Here is an 18,595-nt window from a genome sequence, read left to right as displayed (position 1 = left end):
TACCGGCGCGATTCGGCCCGCCACGGCCCCAGCTTTGGCGATCGTGCTGCCTGATTTGGCGACCATTTGGGTGACCCCGGCTGCCCCATCGAGAACGTTACCCACCCCGCGGGTGACTTTGGCGCTACCGCCCACCGTGTCGCCGGCTTGGATCTCCTCAACGCCTTTCTTGACCGAGACGGCCCCGCCGAGTCCGCCGAAGACGGAGCCAGCCATCGACAGACCCTTGCCGAACTTGGCCCCTTCATCAAGGTTCTGACTGATGGTTTCGGCCAGCTTGGCGAGACGACCTGTTTGTGCATTGAACTGCTTGCTGAGGTTGCCCGCGCCCTGCAAGGTCTCCGCCGCGTTCTTCACCAGATCGACCGACGCTTGACCGAGGTCCACCATGCCCTCGAATTCACCTTGGAGGGCACGTGAACCGCCGTCGATGAAGGAATTGGCGGCCTCGTAGACCCCAAAGGCCCCTCCCGCGGCTTTTTTCCCTGCTCCGGCCAGTTCGCTGTTCAAAACCTTGCTGGCAAGGCCGGCCGCCAGGTTCGAGTCGCCGCGAAGTTGGGCAGTGCCGGCTTTGGGCTTGCCCGTACCCGCCGATGGTGCTTCCACCTTCGCTTTCGGCGGTGGGGGCGGAGGGTTCAGAGGCGCGGTCTTTGAACGATTGACGGGAGCAGTCATTGGTCATCCCCCTGTGGCAGTGGCAACGCAGTATAGAGTTCTTGTTCCCCGCGCAGAGGCGACCCCGTGCCAGTCTTGACGTAGATTTTACAAAAGAGAAATAAACCGACGGGCCGGGGCTCAACCTCGCGGGACAAAACGGAAGGCGGCCGAGTTGGTGCAGTACCGCAGGCCAGTCGGTGCAGGGCCGTCCCGGAACACGTGACCCAGATGGCCGTCACAACGACTGCAAAGTATCTCTGTTCGCCGCATGCCGTGGCTGAGATCGTCGCAGGTCTCGATCGCGTCCGCCGAGGCAGGCCGGAAGAAACTGGGCCAGCCCGTCCCGGAATCGAACTTGGTATCGGACTGGAAGAGCAACTGGTCACACCCAGCGCAGTGGTAGTCACCGGCCGTCTTGTTGTCCCAAAATTCGCCTGTCAGCGCGCACTCCGTCCCCTTTTGGCGCAGGATCCGGTACTGCTCGTCCGTCAGCACCGATTTCCATTCGGTTTCACTCTTCACGACCTTGTTCACCTGGATTCCTCCGCTTTCGGACGCCTGCCCCCAGGATACCAGTTCCAGTCGCCGAGCAAGCTGAGCGAGGCCGGCAGGAGGACCAGGCGAACCAGCGTGGCATCCACAGCCACGGCCACCGCAAGCCCGACCCCCAGCATCTGGACCACGGCAAATTCGGCCCGCGCAAACGCACCGAACACGCAGAGCATGATGGCGGCGGCACTCGTGACGATGCCGGCCGTGGCCGAAATGCCTTCCACCACCGAGGAGGCGCTGTCTTGTCCCTGGTCGTAGGCCTCCTTGATGCGGGCGAGCAGGAACACCTCGTAGTCCATCGACAGCCCGAAGACGATACAGAATAGACTCAGGCTCACGGTCAGGGGGATCTGCTCGAACGGAGTGGGGTGGCCAAACCAGGCGATTCCCCAGCCGAATTGAAACACAGCCACCACCACACCCAGGCCCGCTCCGACGGACAGACCGTTCAGGCAAATGGCCTTCAACGGCGCGAGAAGCGATCGGAAGGCCCACGCCAGAGCGGCAAAGGTCGCCGCCACGATGAAGGCTGCGACGGGCAACACGGTAGCCCCCATCACGCGGTCGAAGTCGTTGAAGAAGGCCGCCTGTCCGCCCACCGTGACCGTGAAGCCCGCAGGGTTTCTGCTGGCCAGTTCGAGCGCGAACTGCTTGCTGCCCTCGAAGGTGACGTGCTGCTTGAGGATGACCTGAAGGGCAGTGGCCTGTCGGTCCTGGCTCAGAAACACATCGGCCAGCAGGGGGAAGCGCTGGCGCAGTCGCTCCTGGTCGGCGTACAAGAGGGCCAAACTGAGAGGGTTGAGTTGGGGGGAGAGGGTCACCGGGCTGATCACGTGCGCCACCCGTGGGTCCGCTTCCAGGGTCCTGGTGTAGCGTATCAGGGCCGGCAGATTTCCAACGGCCAGCGCCGACGTTCGCCGGTCGTCTTCTGACACGCGCAGGATCACGTCTATGGGTGCCACCAGGCCCGCTTGCCCCATCCCGGCCAGCGCCCGGAACCCCTGTTGATAGGGCAGCCCTGGCGGCAGCCAGTCGCCCGTCGGAAAACCGTTTTTCAGCCAGATGATGGGGGAGGCCAGCAGCAACAGCAGGACCGTGGACCCGAGCAAGTAGCGCTTCGGGCAATGCACCACGTGTCGAACCCAGGTTTCCCAGCGCGGTTGGGACGGCAGGAGCCAGCGAAGTCGCAGGGCCCGTGGGGCGTCGATGCTTGCCCCCAGCACGGCCAGGCAGGCCGGCAACAGCGATAGGGACAGCAAGATCGAGACCAGGGCCACCAGCAGACCGCCGATGCCCATCGACTGGCTGTCCAGGACTCGCGTGCCCAGCAAGCCCGCGAAGCCAATCGCCACCGTGAGGCCACTGATCAGAACCGCTCGCCCCGCGGTGTGAGTGGTCTCCCCGACGGCCTGTTCCACCCCGAGCCCCGCTCGCAGGGATTCGCGGAATCGGCTCACCATCAGCAGGGCATAGTCGATGCCCAAGGCCAAGCCCAACATGGAAGCCACGCTCTGGGTGTAGGTCGAGAGTGGCGTGTAGGGAGCTATCAAGCCAAGGATGCCTACGGTTCCGATGATCGCGAACACTCCGACCAGCAGGGGCAATCCGGCCGCCACCAGCGACCCGAAGGCCAGCAACAACACCAGCGCCGTGAGGGGCAAGCTTCGCCCTTCAGCCCGCCGGGTGTCGAGCATGCTGAAGGCATTGATGTCGTGGGTCAGCGCGGGCCGGCCCGTCAGATGCCAAACCACTGGCCAGGGTGCCGCTGCGCACAGATGGCTCACCTGGCTTCGCAGCGGCGCCACCAGGGCCTCTGCCTGCGCCAGGTCGGTGGCGTTCAATCCCAGCACCACCAAGGTTCCGTGGGGGTCCCTGGAACGGAGGTGTCGCGCCGACTCGGCCGTGAGAACCTGCGCCACCCCTGGATGCGCGCGCAAGCGCGTCTGGAGGTCTGCCAGAAAGTGCTGTCCGGCCTCGCTGGACCATTCCGGCCCTTGCAAGGTCAGCACGAGCGATTGGGCAAAGGGGTTGCGAAACTCCTGCCGCAACACCTGTTCCGCCTGCGCGGAGGCCGTCCCCGCGATGCTCCCCGTCCCGCTCTGGAGGTGCCCTGCCAGGGGCTTCGCCGCCACCAGGGCACCCAAAAAAATCAACAGCCAGGCGCAAATAACCAGGTGGCGACGGCGGGCGACCCAGCGCCCCCAACGTGCCAGCGGGTGTTGATGGTTGGACACGATGTCGTCCCTGCTTCCCGTTGAAGCCCCTTCCGGTGCTATGATGAAGGAGTTTCAGGGGGCGCGTCCAGACAACTGCTGGCCGGCCTGATGGCTTGGAAAGTGGCTGCTTGGCCTTGCGGAAGTTCGACTCGGACGCCACCATCGCGGTTTTGCCCGTCTCGGACCAAGCGCGTCAGCGGCTGCTGGCAGTCAATCCCGGCGATTGGCACGTGCCGCGGAGCGCGGTGGAACAGTGGCTTTCGCCTAGCCAGGCCTTCTTTCTGACGGGGCACGCCGCGGTCCTGATCGACGAGGGACGAGGCGCGCTGCTCGTGACGCTCGACGCTCGTCCCCGGCAAGACCGCTGGGCCGCTTTCTCCTTGTTGCGGGTGGCGCCCGATCTGGACGGTGAGGCCGCCGAGGCTTCGGCGATCGCCCTCTTGCGGGCCGCGCGGCAATGGGCTTTCGCCCACGATGCCCGCCACCTGCGAGGACCGCTGCCCTTTTCAACCTGGTTTCCCTATCGGGTGCTGGCCGACGACCGGGAGCAGGGGCCTGTGGGTTTCTTCGGTGAGGCGGTCGAGCCGGTGAGTTACAACCGATGGTATCGGGCCGCCGGCTTCCAGGTGACAGATCGTTACGTCACGATGGCCCTGCCGGAAGACCCGACCTTCTGGGAGACCCATCTGACCCGGGAAGCAGCCCTGTCTGCTCGAAGGCGAGACCACTTTCTGGTCCGTCCGCTGTCCCCTCAGGACGGAGCGGCTTTGTTGCCCGTGGTTCATGGCTGGATCAATGCCGCCTTCGCCGACAATGCCTATTTTTCGCCGCTGGGGCAATCCGATTTCATCGACCGGGTCTTGGGAGCGCTTCCCGCCGAGGCGGAGCCGATTCGCCTGGCGGCCTTCGACCCCTCCGGTTCACCTTTTGGCGTGCTCACAGGGCACCTTGAAGGAGACCGGGGGGTACTCAAAACCATCGCGGTTCACCCCGACGTCCGCCGCGGCCGTTGCGCCATGGCCCTGAGTTTTGCGTTTCATCGTATGCTGTACGAGCGAGGTCTCACGCGAGCCTGGCACGCTCAGATGCATGAATGCAACGCCTCGGCCCGAATGAGTGCCAAGTATGCCCGACCTGTCCGCCATTACGTCGTTTACGGGGATACCCTCCGTCACTGACAACCTCTACCACCGCACCATGATCGCCTCGGGCGTCAATCCCGACAAAATTGCGATCTGGGAGCGGCCGATGGGCGCCCCAGACGACCTCGCGGTCTCGTTCAGTAACTTGCGCGCCTCGGCCAATCGGCTGGCACACTGGTTGCGTCGGCGCGGCGTCGGAACCGGCGATCGCGTGCTGGTCTGGGTTCCGATGTCCACGCCACTGTATGCGGTCATGCTGGGCGTCGCGCAGATCGGCGCCGTGTGTGTGTTCATCGACCCGGCCGCTGGACATCCAGCCGTCGAGCGGGCCTGCGCGCACGCCGCTCCCGCTGCGGTCGTGGGGGTTCACGCCGCGCGCTGGTTCGCCCTGCTTTCTCCCGCCGTTCGGGCGATTCCGCATCGCTTGTGGCTGAGCACACGTGCCCCCCTGCTGCCGCGTGAGGCCGCGGACTCCGCCGTGGCCGAGGTCCTGCCCGAGACCGCGGTGGCCTGTGTGTACACCACGGGCAGCACGGGGGAGCCCAAGGCGGTGCAGCGCTCGCACGGCTACGTTTGGGCCCAACTGGCAGCCTTGAATCTCCACCCGTCGAAGCATCCTGACGCGGTGGACATGCCCAGCTGGCCCATGTTGCTGTTCGATGGCTTGTGCCACGGTCGAACCAGCGTGATTCCCGCCTTTCCCGCTGGAAAGCTGGCACGGGCCAAGCCTGCTCTGCTCCTGGCGCAGATGGCCCGTCATGGCGTGACCCTCTGGGTCGGCCCTCCGGCCCTCGCTGAGGGGCTTTGCGCGGCGGCGGAAGCGGCGTCTCGACCTCTTCCGTTTCGACACGCGTTCGTCGGGGGCGCGCTCGTGACCCCTGCGCTGTTGAAGCGGATGCAAGGCCTGATGCCGGAAGGGGAGGCGTTTGGCGTCTACGGTTCAACCGAGGCGGATCCGGTGACGATCGTCTCGGCGCGCGAAATTCCGGAGGGACCGCCAAACGCGGGCGTGTGCATCGGCCACCTCCATCCGGACCTGGACCTGAGACTGGTGACCCCCTTGAACCGTGAGGCCTTGTGGGCGGAACTGGTCGAAGTGCCAGCCGGCCAGGTGGGCGAGATGATGGTCTCGGGGGCGCACGTCAACACCGACCCTTCGCAGGTTCAGGGCGCCTGGCGGCGTCACAAGGTTCAAGGCCCTGATGGTCGAATCTGGCACCGGATGGGGGACCTGGCGGGGCAAGGGGCCAACGGAATGCTCTATTTGCAGGGTCGCCTGGCGCATCGGGTCGAGCGGTCGTGTGGTCCGATCGACGGCATTCCGGTGACGCTGGCGGCTCTGGCGTTGCCGCAGGTCCAGGCCGCTGCCGTGCTGCCGCGGGGTGGAACGGCCTGGTTGGTGGTGCAACCTCGGGAGGAGGCCGATTTGCACGAGGCGATGGCCCGCCTGGAGGAAGCCGTGGCGCCCTTCGGACCGATCGAAATTGTCTTCCACCCCGACCTGCCACGCGATGTGCGACATCATTCGCGAGTGGACCTCGAGGCCTTGCGGGAAGACCTCCCGGACCATCCACCGGTGCTTCCCGCGAAGGGCCCGCCACCCCCGTGGCCCAAGGCCTTCCACGCTTACTTTCAGGAACGATTTCCGCTGGCCAAGACCCTGCTTGGTGTGGCGGTGATGGTGGCCGCTGATGGTTTCGCCACGCTCGCGCTGATCCAGGAACCGCTGTCGTGGCAACTGGCACCACGCTTCGCCCTGGTGCTGGCCCTGTTCACGGCCGTGTTCTTCCACCTGCGGGTCTTCGATGAGCACAAGGACTGGTTGATCGACCGGGTGGCCTTTCCAGAACGGGTGCTCTCGCGCGGCTGGGTTTCCCTTCGCCAGTTGCGAATGGCGGCCTGGGGGGCGATCGCCCTCGAGTTGGCTTTGGCCGCCTGGGCAGGCCCGGTGCTGCTGGTTTGGACCCTGGTGTTGATTGCTTACACCTGGCTGATGCTGCGCGAATTCTACGTGGGCGACTGGCTGCGGCGCCATCTTGTGCTCTATGGCGTGAGCCACATGGCCATCATCTCCCTGATGTCACTGACGGCCTATGCCGCGATCCTCGATGCCCTGCCCAGCGCGGCGGTGGCGGCTTTGGCCGCGCAAGCTGGGCCGGATGGGACGCTGGGCGGGCTCCTGCCTCCCGTCGCGCAGAAAGTCTGGCATCCGAGTCTCATGCTGTTTGCCGGCATGAATTTTTGTTTGATCTACTCGCTCGAAGTCGCGCGCAAGGTTCGCGTACCGAGCCAGGAGCGTCCTCAGGTTGACACCTACTCCAGACGACTGGGCATCCCGGGGGCCTTGGCACTGGTGATCGGCATGCAGGGTCTGGCCCTCGGCCTGCTGGCCCTGGCCGCACCCGCCTTGCATGTCGGATCGCTGGCGATTCTATCGGGCGCTGCGGCGATTGGTCTGGTCACGCTTGCCTTCGTGCGATTTGCGCGGCGGCCATCGGCTGAGCAGGCCAAGAAACTTGAAGCGGTTGCCACGCTCACCTTGCTGACATTGAATGGGGTGTTGCTGGCCAGTTGGGGGATGGGCCGTTGACGTTGAAAACCGCATCCGCCTGGTTCGCCAGTCCCGAGGACACGGCGGTGGAACTTGCCGTGGCTTGCTGGGGGGGCAAGGGGACCGGGTTGCTGCGCCTGGTCCGGGCCGGTTTCGCCGTTCCGGAATTTGTCGTGATCGGGGCGGACCTGTTCCGGGAGTGGCAGCGGCGGGGAGCTCCCGAACCGCTTGATGGGGAACTCCGGAAGGTGGTCTCCGAGGCCTTGGCGAGCCTTCCTGTTGGTCCACTCGCCGTTCGCAGCAGTGCGGTCGAAGAGGATGGCGATCGCCTGTCCCTGGCGGGGCAGTTCGAGTCTTTCCTTGGAGTAGGCCACGACCTCGACGCGGTCTCCGCGGCCGTACTGGGCTGCTGGAAGTCTCTGCATGGCGAGCGGGCCTCCGCCTATCGCCGCCGCCATGGGCTGAGCCCCTCGCAGGCGGCCATGGCGGTGGTCGTGCAGGTTATGGTCCCAGCGGACCGGGCGCTGGTCTTGTTTACCGGCAATCCCATCAATGGCGACCCGGATGAGGTGCTCGTCTCCTCGGTGTGGGGGCTGGGAGATGCGCTGGTCAATGGCGCCACCGAAGGCGATACCGATGTGCTGTCGCGTGATGGACGGCTGCTGCGCCACACCGGAGGAGAGCAGAGCCTCCTGCGTACGTTGCAGTCGGATGGTGGAGTGACCGAGCTTTCTTTGCCCGCTGAAAGGGTCGGTTGCGCGGTGCTTGGTTCCGAGCATCGCCGGGCCATCCATGAATTGGCCCAGGCGGTGCGCGCTTCCTTCGGGCGCCCCATGGATGTGGAGGCGGCGTTCTCGGGCGACCAGTTACTGGTCTTGCAGGCACGCCCCATCACCACCCCGATGAGCCAACATCGGATGCTCTGGGACAACAGCAACATCGTCGAGAGTTATGACGGATTGACCCTGCCCCTGACTTTTTCGCACGCCAGTCTGGCTTATCGCCTCGTCTACACCCAGTTCGGTCGCTTGCTGGGCGTCCCGAGACGGATTCATGACGAGCATGAAAGGGAGATGTCCACCTATATCGGCCTTCACCGGGGCCGGGTGTATTACAACCTGTTGATCTGGTACCTCTCGATGGCGCATCTTCCAGGTTTCAGCTTCACCCGCAGCGCGATGGAAAACATGATGGGCGTGCGCGAGTCGCTGAACATCGAATTGCCGCCAGCGGGCGATCCCCTGCGGAAATGGACCCACGACCTGCCTCGTCTCCTGGCCATGGTGATCCGGACGGGCTGGGCCTATCTCACGCTCGGGGCGCGCATACAGGCATTCTGGGCCCGCTTCGACCGCGTCTATCAAACTTGGCGTCGTGAGACCTTCGAAGGGTGGGAAACGGCCCGCCTGGTCAACCTCTACCATCAGTTGGTGGTCGAGGTGCTGCATCACTGGGAGGCTCCCATTCTCACGGACGTGGGGGCCATGGTGTGCATGGCGTCCCTGCAACGATGCGTGGCCCGATGGTTGCCCCACGAGGATGGCCTGGTGGGGGCCTTGCTGGTGTCGTCCGGTGAGATCGAGAGCACCGAGCCGACGCGACGCTTGATGGCGATTGCCCAGCAGGTTCGACAGCAGCCCGTGGCGGCTGCCCTGCTGACGGCTGAACCGGCGGATTTTCTCCCAAGTCTCGCCGTGCGACCCGAGACACAGCCGCTGGCGCAGGCGCTGCAAGCCTGGCTCGACGCCTACGGGGATCGCACCATGGGGGAGCTGAAACTGGAAAACCCCACCCCACGGGATCAGCCAGCCCTGATTGTCCCTTTGTTGCGCAATTACGTGGCCCTTCCCTCCGCCGAGGCTTCCGCCGAGACCGTGCTTCAGGGGGGCGTTCGAACCGCTGCCGAAGCCCGTCTGGCAGCCGGTTTAAAAGGGCGCCCCGTGCGCGCGTGGTGGGTTCGGAAGCTCCTCAACTGGACGCGTCTGCACGTGCGCAATCGGGAGAACATGCGCTTTGCGCGTACCCGCCTCACGGGCGTGTTGCGGCGTTTGTTCACCGCAGCTGGACGAGACCTGGCGGCGGTGGGGGTGATCAGCCGTGCGGAGGACGTCTTCTATCTCACGGTCGATGAACTCACCGCATTGGTGGACGGTCGCTCGGTGACCCGGCAGATGAGTGCCCTGGTTGAGTTGCGGCGTGCCGATTATGCGGGCTTCGCGGATGACGTGGTGCCCGATCGCTTCGTGACGCGTGGATTGCCCTTGCTGTATGTCCCTCCAGCGCCAACGGCGAGTGATGCCCCCGACACGTTGCAAGGGACCCCTTGCTGCGCTGGCCTCGTGGAGGCGGCAACACGCTGTATCTTGAATCCGCAGCAGGATGGAAACCTGAACGGTGAGATCCTGGTCACCGCGCGCACTGACCCGGGTTGGGTGGCCCTTTACCCTGCCGCCTCGGGGCTGCTGGTCGAAAAGGGAAGCGTGCTGTCCCATTCGGCCATCGTGGCACGCGAGATGGGCCTGCCCACGATCGTCGGCGTTCCCGGCTTGTGCCAGCATCTGGCGGACGGGCAGCGGGTACACATGAATGGCGGCACTGGCACCATTCGAATCTTGAGCGAGGAGACGGGCGCGTGACCACCCACTTGATTGATCCCCAGGTCCTGCATCGTCAGGCCACCCAACGACCGCTGGACGTGGATGGCTTGCCCTGGCAACTGGGGGTCTCCAAGGATGCCTGGTGGGGGCCGGAATGCATTGGCTACCTGTATCATTCGCCCTCATACGAGCGGCTGGGCGATGCAGAACGTCGAGCCGGAGCGCGTGTCACGGCGGTGGCCAAGGTCGAAAACTTCATATATTTCGAGGAACATCTGCTGGGCCCGATTGCGCAGCGTGTGCTGGATCGGCCCAAGCGTTACCGCTTGCCGGAAGATGTGGCGGCGTGTCTCCAGGACTTCGTCGACGAAGAGGCCAAGCACACCGAGATGTTCTGGCGCCTGCTGGAGGCGGCCGAACCTGAAACTTACGCAAGTCGCACCCTCCAAATTTACGGGCGCCATCCAGGCGCCCGGCTGCTTGCGACCGCGTTGGAGGGAGGACCAGGCTTCTTTGTTTTCTGGATCTGGCTCGCCATGCTCGTCGAGGAGCGCTCCCTCGACCTGTATCGCAAGTACCACCAGGACCCCCGCGTGGATCCGCTGTTCAAGGCGGTCTATCACGCTCACATGGTGGATGAGACGCGTCACGTGTCGATCGACATGCACCTGCTCACGCATCTCTGGGAACGAGCGCCGATGTGGCAACGGCGTCTGAATGTCGTCTTGCTCGACCACGTCGCTGGCCAGATGACGGCCCCACGCGTGGCACCGCGGGTCATGCTCGAGGCCATCTTGCGCGAGGCCCCCGCACTGCGCGCGCATCGTGTCGAATTTGAACGGGACCTCGCCTCTCTGGCCCAAAATCAGGCGTTTCAACGGACGCACTTCTCTCGTGATGCCATGCCCCGGACCTTTGCGGCCATGGATCATTACCCCGAGTTCGCGCTGGCGCGTCGTGGTTTACCGGCTTATGTTCGCGAATCGGCGTGACCTTGTCTGATGCGGGGATAAGCTCGGAAACGGTCCGCTCGCGGGCGGCCGCAGGGGACGAAGCTGGTCTTGCAGGCCGCCCGTTTTTTCGGGAGGTGGGCTACTCGGCTTGCTGGGAAGACCCGGCGGTGCTTCGAGCGGCATTGAGGGTTCAGTCCGGCGATCGCGTGCTATCGATTGCTTCGGCAGGCTGCAACCTGTTTGCCCTGTTGCTGGATGACCCCGCTGAGGTGCTGGCGGTGGACTTCAACCCGCACCAACTTGCCCTGGTTCGTCTCAAGATGGCTGCCATGACGGTGTTGCCGCGGGAGGAACTACTGGAACTACTTGGTGTCCGTCCTTCTCGGCGACGCTGGGCCTCGTACCTTCAACTTCGTTCCCTCCTGCCGCCTGCTGATCAAGTGTTTTGGGAAGCGCGACGCCCCTTGCTCGAGCGTGGTCTGCATCGCCTCGGCAGAACGGATCGCTACCTGCTCAGCTTTGGTCGTCTCGTTCGCGCCGTGTTCGGGACTTCCTCTGTGAAGCGATTGTTCGCCTTCGAGGATCTGGCCGCGCAGCATCGCCACTATCGCACCCAGTGGGATGGCCGTCGCTGGCGCCTGCTGTTTCGCCTGGTGTTCCATCGGCAGGTGTTGATGCGGGCCAAGGACCCGAGTCATTTTCGATATGTGGAGGCGGATCATTTTGGCCTGCGTATTCATGAGCGCGTCGATCGCCTGTTCGCATCGGGCCTGCTGAGCGAGAACTACTTTGTGGCCCTGATTCTACGAGGAGCCTATCTGGAGGACCGGGCCTTGCCGCCCTATCTGAGCGAGGAGGCGTTACCGATCGTCAGGGCGCGATTGAATCGGATCGAATTGCGTTGTGCATCCCTGTCCGAGGCGATCGCGTCGCACGGCAGCCGCCACTTTGACGCGTTCAACCTTTCGAATCTCTATGACTGGCTCAGCGACGATGCCCGTGCCCAGTCCTTGCGCGATGTGGTGTCTGCGGCTCGCGAGGGTGCCCGACTCTGTTACTGGAGCACCCTTTTTCCGCGGCCACTGCCGAACGTGGAGGGCCTTCACGAGGCGCGCGCCTTAGCCGATCGGTTGGCATACGCCGATCGGTTTCCCTATGCCCATTTCACGGCCGCTTCAGTCAGCAGGTCCTGACGCGCTGCCGTGGGGCCGGGCGCGATCACCCATACGCCCGCCGGGACGACTTCCACGCAGAGCTGGCTGGATTGCGAGAGTGGCTCGCCATCGGCCATGAAGTCCAAGGGCTCATCCGAGGTCAGCACGAATTGCCGCCCTTCTCCGATCAGCACGTCGCGATGCCTCCGATGGGCCCCGTTCTGGTTGAGCAGGGCGGCCAGCATCAAGCCCCGCAAGCGAGAATGCCAGCTCAGGCGGCAATAGCCCAGGCTTCCGTCGGTCGGCCGGGTATCTGGACAGGGCATGATGGTGCGACCGATGGCCGGTTGGTTCTGAACGAAGAAGGCCAGCACATTCCGATCGCCCAGGTCGTGACCGTCCACCACCAGGTGCAGGCGATGGGGAACCTGGTCTGCCGTCAACAGGAGCCAGGCGCTGTACAACGAATAAGCCAGACTCCCTAGGGCGCGGGTGAGCCAGCCTTGCAGACCTCCTCCTGACTTGAGGGCGTGAACGCCCAAGGCCACGTCGCTGACAATCCCGGTCCCTCCCCCGGTCAAGAAGTACTGACCGTTGACCCGACCGAGGTCACGTGGAAGGCGCTGGCCTGTCAGGATGCTCTGGCAACTTCCCCGGGGGTTGAGGGGAATGTTCAGGGCACGGGCGAGGTCATTGGCCGTTCCCGCTGGAACCACGGCGAGGGCCGTCTCGCTCCCGGCCAGGACGTTGGCCACCGCATTGACGGTGCCATCACCGCCGACCACCACCACCACGTCCACGCGCTCGTCGATCGCCTCCCGGGCCGCCCGACGCATGGCGTCGAACGACCCGGGAATCACCACCTCATGATCCGTCTTGGCGAAGGCCTCCCGGACGATGCCAACCCAGCGTCTGTCAGCGCCGTTCCGCGCTGTCGGGTTGATCAAGATGCGGTATCTCAGCAAGCGCAGGCTGGCGCCTCAATTGTAATAACCGAAGCCCACCAGGCCGGCGTCACCTTGGCCATCCGGGCTGCTGACGTAGTTCAACCAGGTGTAGGCATGGTTGTTGAACAGATATTTCGCGCCCACGCCCCAACGCCGGTCCAGCGCCTGCGAGGGCAGCTTCCATCGATATTGCCCGTTGGCACCCACGGAGATCCGGTCGTTCAGCCACAGGTCAGCACCTAGGGCCACGCCGGCCTGGGCCCCCGACTGGGCCAGGTAACCCACCTCCGGCTGCGCGGTCAGTTCGAGGCCACCGAGGCGCCACAACAGGGAGTTCTTGTAGCTCGCGCCGTAATCCTGCGAGCCGTCCGCGGCCAGGTTGAATCGGCCGATGTAGGAACCACCCCAAGACCAACCGCGCCCGGCCGCATAGCGTTGCCGGATGCCGACCTGGCTCTCCGCAGACAACAGCACGGCCCAGTTCAGGCCGTCGCCGAGGGCGCCACCCGCGCCGGCGAGGGGGAAGGGCCGCTGCGCACCGCCCGCCCGCGGCTGGAACATCCCGCCGGCAAGTCCAAATTCGCTGTGCCCGGCCCCGAGGTACACCGGCGAGTAGACCAGGCCACCGGCCGAGATAATGCGGGCAGGGGACGTGATGATGGCATCATCATCGGCGGCCAGGGCCGTCACGGGAGAGACGGTGCTGGCGGCAAGCACCGCCGCCGAATAAAGGAAAGCACGCTTCATGGTTCAACTCCTATCACAACAGGGGCAGCAACGGGTCACGAGGGCCGAGACCTAGCTTACCCTGACGTCGCCTACAAACAACGAAGTTCGATCGGCCGGCGTGACTCGGTGCATTCGTTCAGCCAACGAAAAAAACCGCCTCCAGAGAGGCGGTTTTCGGAAGCCGGTGACACGCGTCAGTCGTGTCAGCTGATGGAGCGGAGAGGGCGGGATTCGAACCCGCGGTACCGGTTTAAGCCGGCACAACTTCTTAGCAGGAAGCCGCTTTCGACCAACTCAGCCACCTCTCCTGAAGCAGGCTCATCGTATCACGCTCGATTTCCGAAGGTCAAGGCAGGCCGTGGATTTGCTTGACGTTCCCTTGAAAGCCGGGCTAGCATGGGCGCCTTCATTACCATTCACGGAGGTGTAACCCGATGGGCAATCCGATTAACGTCAGTGATGCCAGTTTTCAGAACGACGTACTTGAGTCCAATACGCCGGTTCTGGTTGATTTTTGGGCCACGTGGTGCGGCCCCTGCAAGATGATCGCGCCAGTGTTGGAAGAGTTGGCCAAGGAGCAGGCTGGCAAGCTGACGGTCGCCAAACTCGATGTCGACCAGAATGCGGCTTCAGCGCAAAAATACAGCGTCATGAGCATTCCTACTTTGATTCTGTTCAAGAATGGTCAGCCGGCGGAACGCTTGGTCGGCTTCATGTCGAAGGAACAACTGATGGCGAAGCTGGCTTCTTCGCTTTCCTGACCTCTCGTCGCGTCATCTGACAAGTCCCACGAAGGGCCCACACCACCCCGGTGCGGGCCCTTCCTGTTGGCGTCGTTTGCGCGGCGGAGTCAGCTTTCGGCCATCGCCAACTGGATATGCTTTCGCACAGACAGAAAGCTCCCCAGGGCGCCCAAGCCCATTCCGACCAGCGTGAGCACGACAAACACTTGGGCCAGCGACAGGGCATCGAGCTGTAATGGGACGAAGGGAAACATCTCTTGCCACTTGGCCAGCGTGAAGTAGCGCCAACCCACTAGAAGCAGGGAGGTCAGCAACGAACTGAAAAGCCCGAAAAGCAATCCTTCCAGTAAAAACGGCCAGGCGATGAAGGCGTTACTGGCGCCGACCAGATGCATGATCTCGATTTCACGGCGGCGGGCCATGACGGTCAATCGAATGGTGTTCATGATGACGGCCAAACTGGCCAGGGCCAACAAGCCGCTGATGGCCAGGCCAGCGGCCCGGATGAAGGTCGAAAAATCCGAGATTTTTTTGAGCAGGTCAGCCCCGTAGTGGATATCCTCCACGCCGGGCATCTTCGAGATGCGTTCGGCAATGGCGGGTGTGAAGTCGGCGCTTCGCGACTGGACCGTGAAGGAGTTCGGCAAGGGGTTGGTGTCCAGCAGGGTGTCAAAGGTCATACGGGCCCGCATGTCCTGCTGCATCTCTTTCCAAGCCTGATCCTTGGGAATCAACTTGACGCTTTCCACTTCGGGCAATTCTCGAATGGCCGCCTCGATGCCCCTGGGATCTGCATCATCGGAGAGAAAGACGGCGATCGGCACCTTGCCGCCAACCTGGTAGCTCACCGTGTGGAGGTCCTGCACCACCATCCAGAATCCGCCGAGGATACTGAGGCTCACCGCCATCGTCATGATGACCAGCCAACTCATCAGCAGGGAGCGAGCCATGCTGGAGAGTGCTTCCTGGCCGACGAATTCACAGATTCGCAGAAAGTGACTAATTGACTCCAATCGAATAAACCCCCCGCGCTTGGTCCTGTACGAGCTTCCCCCCGTCGATGGTCAACACGCGACGCCGCATGTTATCTACCACCAACTTGTTGTGGGTGGCCACCACCACCGTCGTCCCGTGCAGGTTGATCTTCGTCAGCAGCCGCATGATCTCCCAGGACGTCTCCGGGTCCAGGTTCCCCGTCGGCTCGTCGGCAATCAGCAAGGGGGGCGTATTCACGATGGCACGAGCCAGGCACACCCGCTGCTGCTGGCCGCCGGAGAGTTCGCCGGGCTTGGCGTCGGCAAAATCACGCAAGCCGACCAGGTCGAGACTGGACCGCACCCGATGATGGAGTTCGGCCTTGGCGGTCCCGATAATTTTGAGGGCGAAGGCGACATTCTCATAAACTGAGCGATCGGCGAGAAGCTTGTAATCCTGAAACACCACTCCGATACGCTGCCGCAGTTGCGGCAAGTTCCGGGGAGGGAGGCGACCCAGGTCGACTCCACTGATGATGACCTGACCCATGGTGGGCGTTTCTGCCCGGTAAAGCAGCTTCATCAGGGTGGATTTTCCGGCCCCAGATGGGCCCGTGACAAAGACGAATTCACCCTGCTTGACTTCTAAATTGAGGTTCGAGAGGGCTCGTACCCCGTTGGCGTAGACCTTACTTACCTGTCTGATGCTGATCATGGTTGGGCCTCCGATGAGGGTGCGATGGCAGGTTCGGCCAGCACGGCTCCTACAAATTGCGGCAAGGTCGACCCCATCCGGGAGAGTCGCCACGGTTCCTGAATGAGGCGGTATAGCCACTCCAGATGCAAGGCCTGAAAGGCAGCGGGCGCGCGACGTACACGGCCAGCCAGCACATCGAAGCTTCCTCCCACCCCCATCGCCACGGGAACCCCGAGGCGAGTTTGGTGCAGGGCGATGAACCTTTCCTGTCGCGGAACGCCCAACGCCACAACCAGGATGTCCGGAGAGCGGGATGCAATGTCTGCGAGCACCTGTTCTTCGTCCTCGGGTTTGAAGAATCCGTCACGAACCCCCACCACTGCCAACCCAGGGTGGCGACTGACGAGGGTGCGCGCAGCGGCTTCCGCCACCCCGGGCTGGCCGCCAAGAAAATAAATCTTCCAGCCGCGGTTTGCGGCCTCACCGGCCAAGGCCTGAAACAGCTCAATGCCGGCCACCTTTGTGATTCGAGGCGCCCCTTTTCGGCGCCGAACGGCCCACACGACTCCGGAACCGTCAGGGGTGACGAGGCCTGCCCGCCGGATGATGTCTGCAAGTTCCGGATCGCGTTGCGCCTGCATCGACATTTCTGCGTTCATGGTGACGATGTGAAGCGGTGCCACGTCACGGGGTGGCGCCAGTGCCTGGCGAACCCTTTGAAGGCAGTCGCCCAGCGAGCCAGCGTCCACAGGCAAGCCCAGAATGAAGGTCCGTTCAAGCGACACGACGGCGTCCCCGGGTGGCCAACCCAATGGCCTGCTCGATGGGTTCGAAGGCGGCTGTCCTCCACGCAGGAAGTGACTGGTTCAGCGCCGCACGTCTGCTGGTTCGCCCTTGCCAGGCCGTCTCGAGCAAGGTCGCAAGCCGCTGATTGTTCCCCAAGTCCGTCACCGATTCCACGCGCGGATAGCCGGCAATGTCGGCAAAGGCCTTAACTTTCGGGTCATACACGACTGCGACGGCCGGAGTCGCACTGGCTGCCGCCATGATCAAGGCGTGCAGTCGCATTCCGATCACCAGGTCGACCCGCGCCATCAAGCCCATCATTTGCGTGGGGGAACAGGAATGAGACAAACAAACCACGTGAGGACGTTGCGCCTCAGGTCTCACCGCCAGACATTGCGCGAGTTCATCCAGCAAGAGTTCATCGTCAGGTCGATGAAAGGGCAGCAGGAGCACCTGTGCTCCCCAGGCGCTGGCGGACTGGGCCAGGACGGCTGAAAAAGCCTTCAGTTCACGCTCCGTCCAGGTCGGCCATGGGCGAAGCGAAACGGCGACGATAGGCTGAGCGGGCTTCAGGCCCCAATCCTCCAAAACCTGTTCCTCCAGCGGAACGGCAGACATCGCAAGCACCGGGTCAACGGTCGTGGTGATTCTTTCGGAGGGGACCCCGCAGGATGCCAGCAGTCGGGCGGAAGCCTCGTCTCTGACCGTGATGAGTTCCATCGTCCCCACGACCTGGCCAACCAGTCGGCGACTGAACGCGCGCTGGAGAGGGCCCACCCCTTGGGCCAGCATCACCCTTGGTACACCGGCCCAGCGGGCCAACTCGGTCACGCCAAGGTAGTAGGGCACGGAGCCAATTCCGGTCACGTCCTGTAGCAGGCTGCCTCCTCCACTCAGGAACAGGTCGGCGCACCGCAAAGCGCGCCAGACGGCGAAAAGGTCCAACCGGTCCACTGCCTCAACGCCCAGCGATTTCCTGGTTTCGATGGGGTTTCCTGACAGGACCGTGATCCGACAGTTCGGCGCGGCACGGCGAAGCATGCCCACTTCGACCTCCAGGATGGCCTCGTCACCCAGGTTACTGAAACCAAAGTAGCCGGACATCACCACATGCGGCGAGCGCTCAGCCTCAGCCTCCGCAGAGGTCACGGCTGGGGAAGATTGGCGATGCAAAGAGGGCAACACGCCGCTGGTCAGTCCTTGTTCTGCTGGTCGATCGCCCAACCCACCATCTCCGGGGTGCAGAACCCGAAGCCAATCAGGATGGAACCCAGCAACTCCCCGGTGTTCTCTTGCTCGACCAGCGCGATATCAAGCTGTTCTTGAGAAATGCACCGGGTCTTCAAGAGAATCTGGCCCAAGCGAAGTTCCGACAGCTGGGCCTTCAGGGCGCCGTGGATGTCTTCGACCGTGGCGAAGCCTTTCTGCAAAACGATTTCCCCAAGCAACTGGTCTGGGGCGGCCGACTGGTCTTGAAGGCACTGCTCGAGTTGCTCGACGGATAGCAAGCGGCTGCGAAGCAAGAGTTGTCCGATGCGATTGTCTTCAATCAAAGCATCTCGCGCCACGTAGGGCGGGATCAACTCGGGTACTTCGTAGGAATCGGGCGACTGTTCGTTCGTGGAATCGGCCACGCCCAATGCCTCCTCAAGATCGCGGCCCTGGGATACCCAGTCGGCCTCACAAGCAAGCGTGAAGGCCGTCGATGAATGGACACACAGCCTACCGCTGCCTATCTTAGTCTCGCTGCTTGGTGCAAGTCAAATTCACAACGCCGTTGGAATCGCCTGACCCAGGGGGGCACAGCCCTTTTGGGGGATTGCTGCGATAAACATAAGACCGTATCATGACCCGTCGTTTCTTCCCGGGGGTGAGGGTTCCCCGCGCAGCCAGGAGA

General features: G+C 63.5%; 16 protein-coding genes and 1 tRNA gene. 6 read left to right on the top strand and 11 right to left on the bottom strand.

Going from position 1 to position 18,595, the window contains the following annotated elements:
• The 3 genes from VKP62_16430 to VKP62_16420 form a co-directional block, all read right to left on the bottom strand.
• Positions 1-606, bottom strand: a 606-nt coding sequence (locus VKP62_16430) for a hypothetical protein (GenBank protein MEB3198781.1), incomplete at its 3' end; no start/stop codon positions are given.
• A 189-nt stretch (positions 607-795) separates the two neighbouring features.
• The gene (gene msrB / locus VKP62_16425) at positions 796-1,191 is read right to left on the bottom strand and encodes a peptide-methionine (R)-S-oxide reductase MsrB (GenBank protein MEB3198780.1); all 396 of its coding nucleotides are present in this window, start codon (positions 1,189-1,191) and stop codon (positions 796-798) included.
• On the bottom strand, positions 1,188-3,443 hold the full coding sequence (locus tag VKP62_16420; protein ID MEB3198779.1) for an MMPL family transporter: 2,256 nt from the start codon (positions 3,441-3,443) through the stop codon (positions 1,188-1,190). The genes msrB and VKP62_16420 overlap by 4 nt, the downstream gene beginning before the upstream one ends.
• A gap of 110 nt (positions 3,444-3,553) precedes the next feature.
• On the opposite strand from VKP62_16420, the gene VKP62_16415 reads away from it, so the two are divergent.
• The 5 genes from VKP62_16415 to VKP62_16395 are packed head-to-tail and all read left to right on the top strand — an operon-like array spanning position 3,554 to position 11,861.
• Positions 3,554-4,603 (top strand): hypothetical protein, encoded by a 1,050-nt coding sequence (locus VKP62_16415; protein MEB3198778.1) that lies wholly within the window; start codon positions 3,554-3,556, stop codon positions 4,601-4,603.
• Positions 4,551-7,157, top strand: a complete 2,607-nt coding sequence (locus VKP62_16410) for an AMP-binding protein (protein MEB3198777.1) — start codon at positions 4,551-4,553, stop codon at positions 7,155-7,157. Before VKP62_16415 ends, VKP62_16410 begins: the two co-directional genes overlap by 53 nt.
• Positions 7,154-9,754, top strand: coding sequence for a PEP/pyruvate-binding domain-containing protein (locus VKP62_16405; GenBank protein MEB3198776.1), 2,601 nt, complete (start codon positions 7,154-7,156; stop codon positions 9,752-9,754). Before VKP62_16410 ends, VKP62_16405 begins: the two co-directional genes overlap by 4 nt.
• Positions 9,751-10,707 carry a diiron oxygenase gene (locus VKP62_16400; GenBank protein MEB3198775.1) on the top strand — a complete coding sequence of 319 codons (957 nt, stop codon included), beginning with the start codon at positions 9,751-9,753 and terminating at the stop codon, positions 10,705-10,707. Before VKP62_16405 ends, VKP62_16400 begins: the two co-directional genes overlap by 4 nt.
• Positions 10,704-11,861 (top strand): DUF3419 family protein, encoded by a 1,158-nt coding sequence (locus VKP62_16395; protein ID MEB3198774.1) that lies wholly within the window; start codon positions 10,704-10,706, stop codon positions 11,859-11,861. Before VKP62_16400 ends, VKP62_16395 begins: the two co-directional genes overlap by 4 nt.
• On the opposite strand, the gene VKP62_16390 is transcribed toward VKP62_16395, so the two are convergent.
• The 3 genes from VKP62_16390 to VKP62_16380 form a co-directional block, all read right to left on the bottom strand.
• Positions 11,822-12,787 (bottom strand): YegS/Rv2252/BmrU family lipid kinase, encoded by a 966-nt coding sequence (locus VKP62_16390; GenBank protein MEB3198773.1) that lies wholly within the window; start codon positions 12,785-12,787, stop codon positions 11,822-11,824. The two genes, VKP62_16395 and VKP62_16390, sit on opposite strands and share 40 nt — an antisense overlap.
• Before the next feature lie 15 nt (positions 12,788-12,802).
• Entirely contained in the window at positions 12,803-13,516 is a 714-nt protein-coding gene (locus VKP62_16385; protein MEB3198772.1) for a hypothetical protein, read from the bottom strand.
• Positions 13,517-13,714: 198 nt separating this feature from the next.
• Positions 13,715-13,806 (bottom strand) — tRNA-Ser (locus tag VKP62_16380).
• Between the two features lie 126 nt (positions 13,807-13,932).
• Here VKP62_16380 and trxA point away from each other — a divergent pair.
• On the top strand, positions 13,933-14,259 hold the full coding sequence (gene trxA, locus VKP62_16375) for a thioredoxin (GenBank protein ID MEB3198771.1): 327 nt from the start codon (positions 13,933-13,935) through the stop codon (positions 14,257-14,259).
• An 89-nt stretch (positions 14,260-14,348) separates the two neighbouring features.
• On the opposite strand, the gene ftsX is transcribed toward trxA, so the two are convergent.
• Genes ftsX through VKP62_16350 form a run of 5 tightly spaced genes read right to left on the bottom strand, consistent with a single transcriptional unit; the run spans position 14,349 to position 18,332 of the window.
• The gene (ftsX, locus tag VKP62_16370; GenBank protein ID MEB3198770.1) at positions 14,349-15,254 is read right to left on the bottom strand and encodes a permease-like cell division protein FtsX; all 906 of its coding nucleotides are present in this window, start codon (positions 15,252-15,254) and stop codon (positions 14,349-14,351) included.
• Positions 15,241-15,930, bottom strand: coding sequence for a cell division ATP-binding protein FtsE (gene ftsE, locus VKP62_16365; GenBank protein ID MEB3198769.1), 690 nt, complete (start codon positions 15,928-15,930; stop codon positions 15,241-15,243). The genes ftsX and ftsE overlap by 14 nt, the downstream gene beginning before the upstream one ends.
• A complete protein-coding gene (locus VKP62_16360; protein MEB3198768.1) occupies positions 15,927-16,697 on the bottom strand; it encodes a WecB/TagA/CpsF family glycosyltransferase in 771 nt (256 codons plus the stop codon). Before VKP62_16360 ends, ftsE begins: the two co-directional genes overlap by 4 nt.
• Positions 16,687-17,883, bottom strand: a complete 1,197-nt coding sequence (gene csaB / locus VKP62_16355; protein MEB3198767.1) for a polysaccharide pyruvyl transferase CsaB — start codon at positions 17,881-17,883, stop codon at positions 16,687-16,689. Before csaB ends, VKP62_16360 begins: the two co-directional genes overlap by 11 nt.
• Positions 17,884-17,891: 8 nt before the next feature.
• On the bottom strand, positions 17,892-18,332 hold the full coding sequence (locus VKP62_16350; GenBank protein ID MEB3198766.1) for a hypothetical protein: 441 nt from the start codon (positions 18,330-18,332) through the stop codon (positions 17,892-17,894).
• Between the last annotated feature and the right edge of the window lie 263 nt (positions 18,333-18,595).

The organism is Candidatus Sericytochromatia bacterium (genome assembly GCA_035285325.1).
GTDB lineage: Bacteria > Cyanobacteriota > Sericytochromatia > S15B-MN24 > JAQBPE01 > JAYKJB01.
This window is presented reverse-complemented; position numbering and strand designations above follow the sequence as displayed.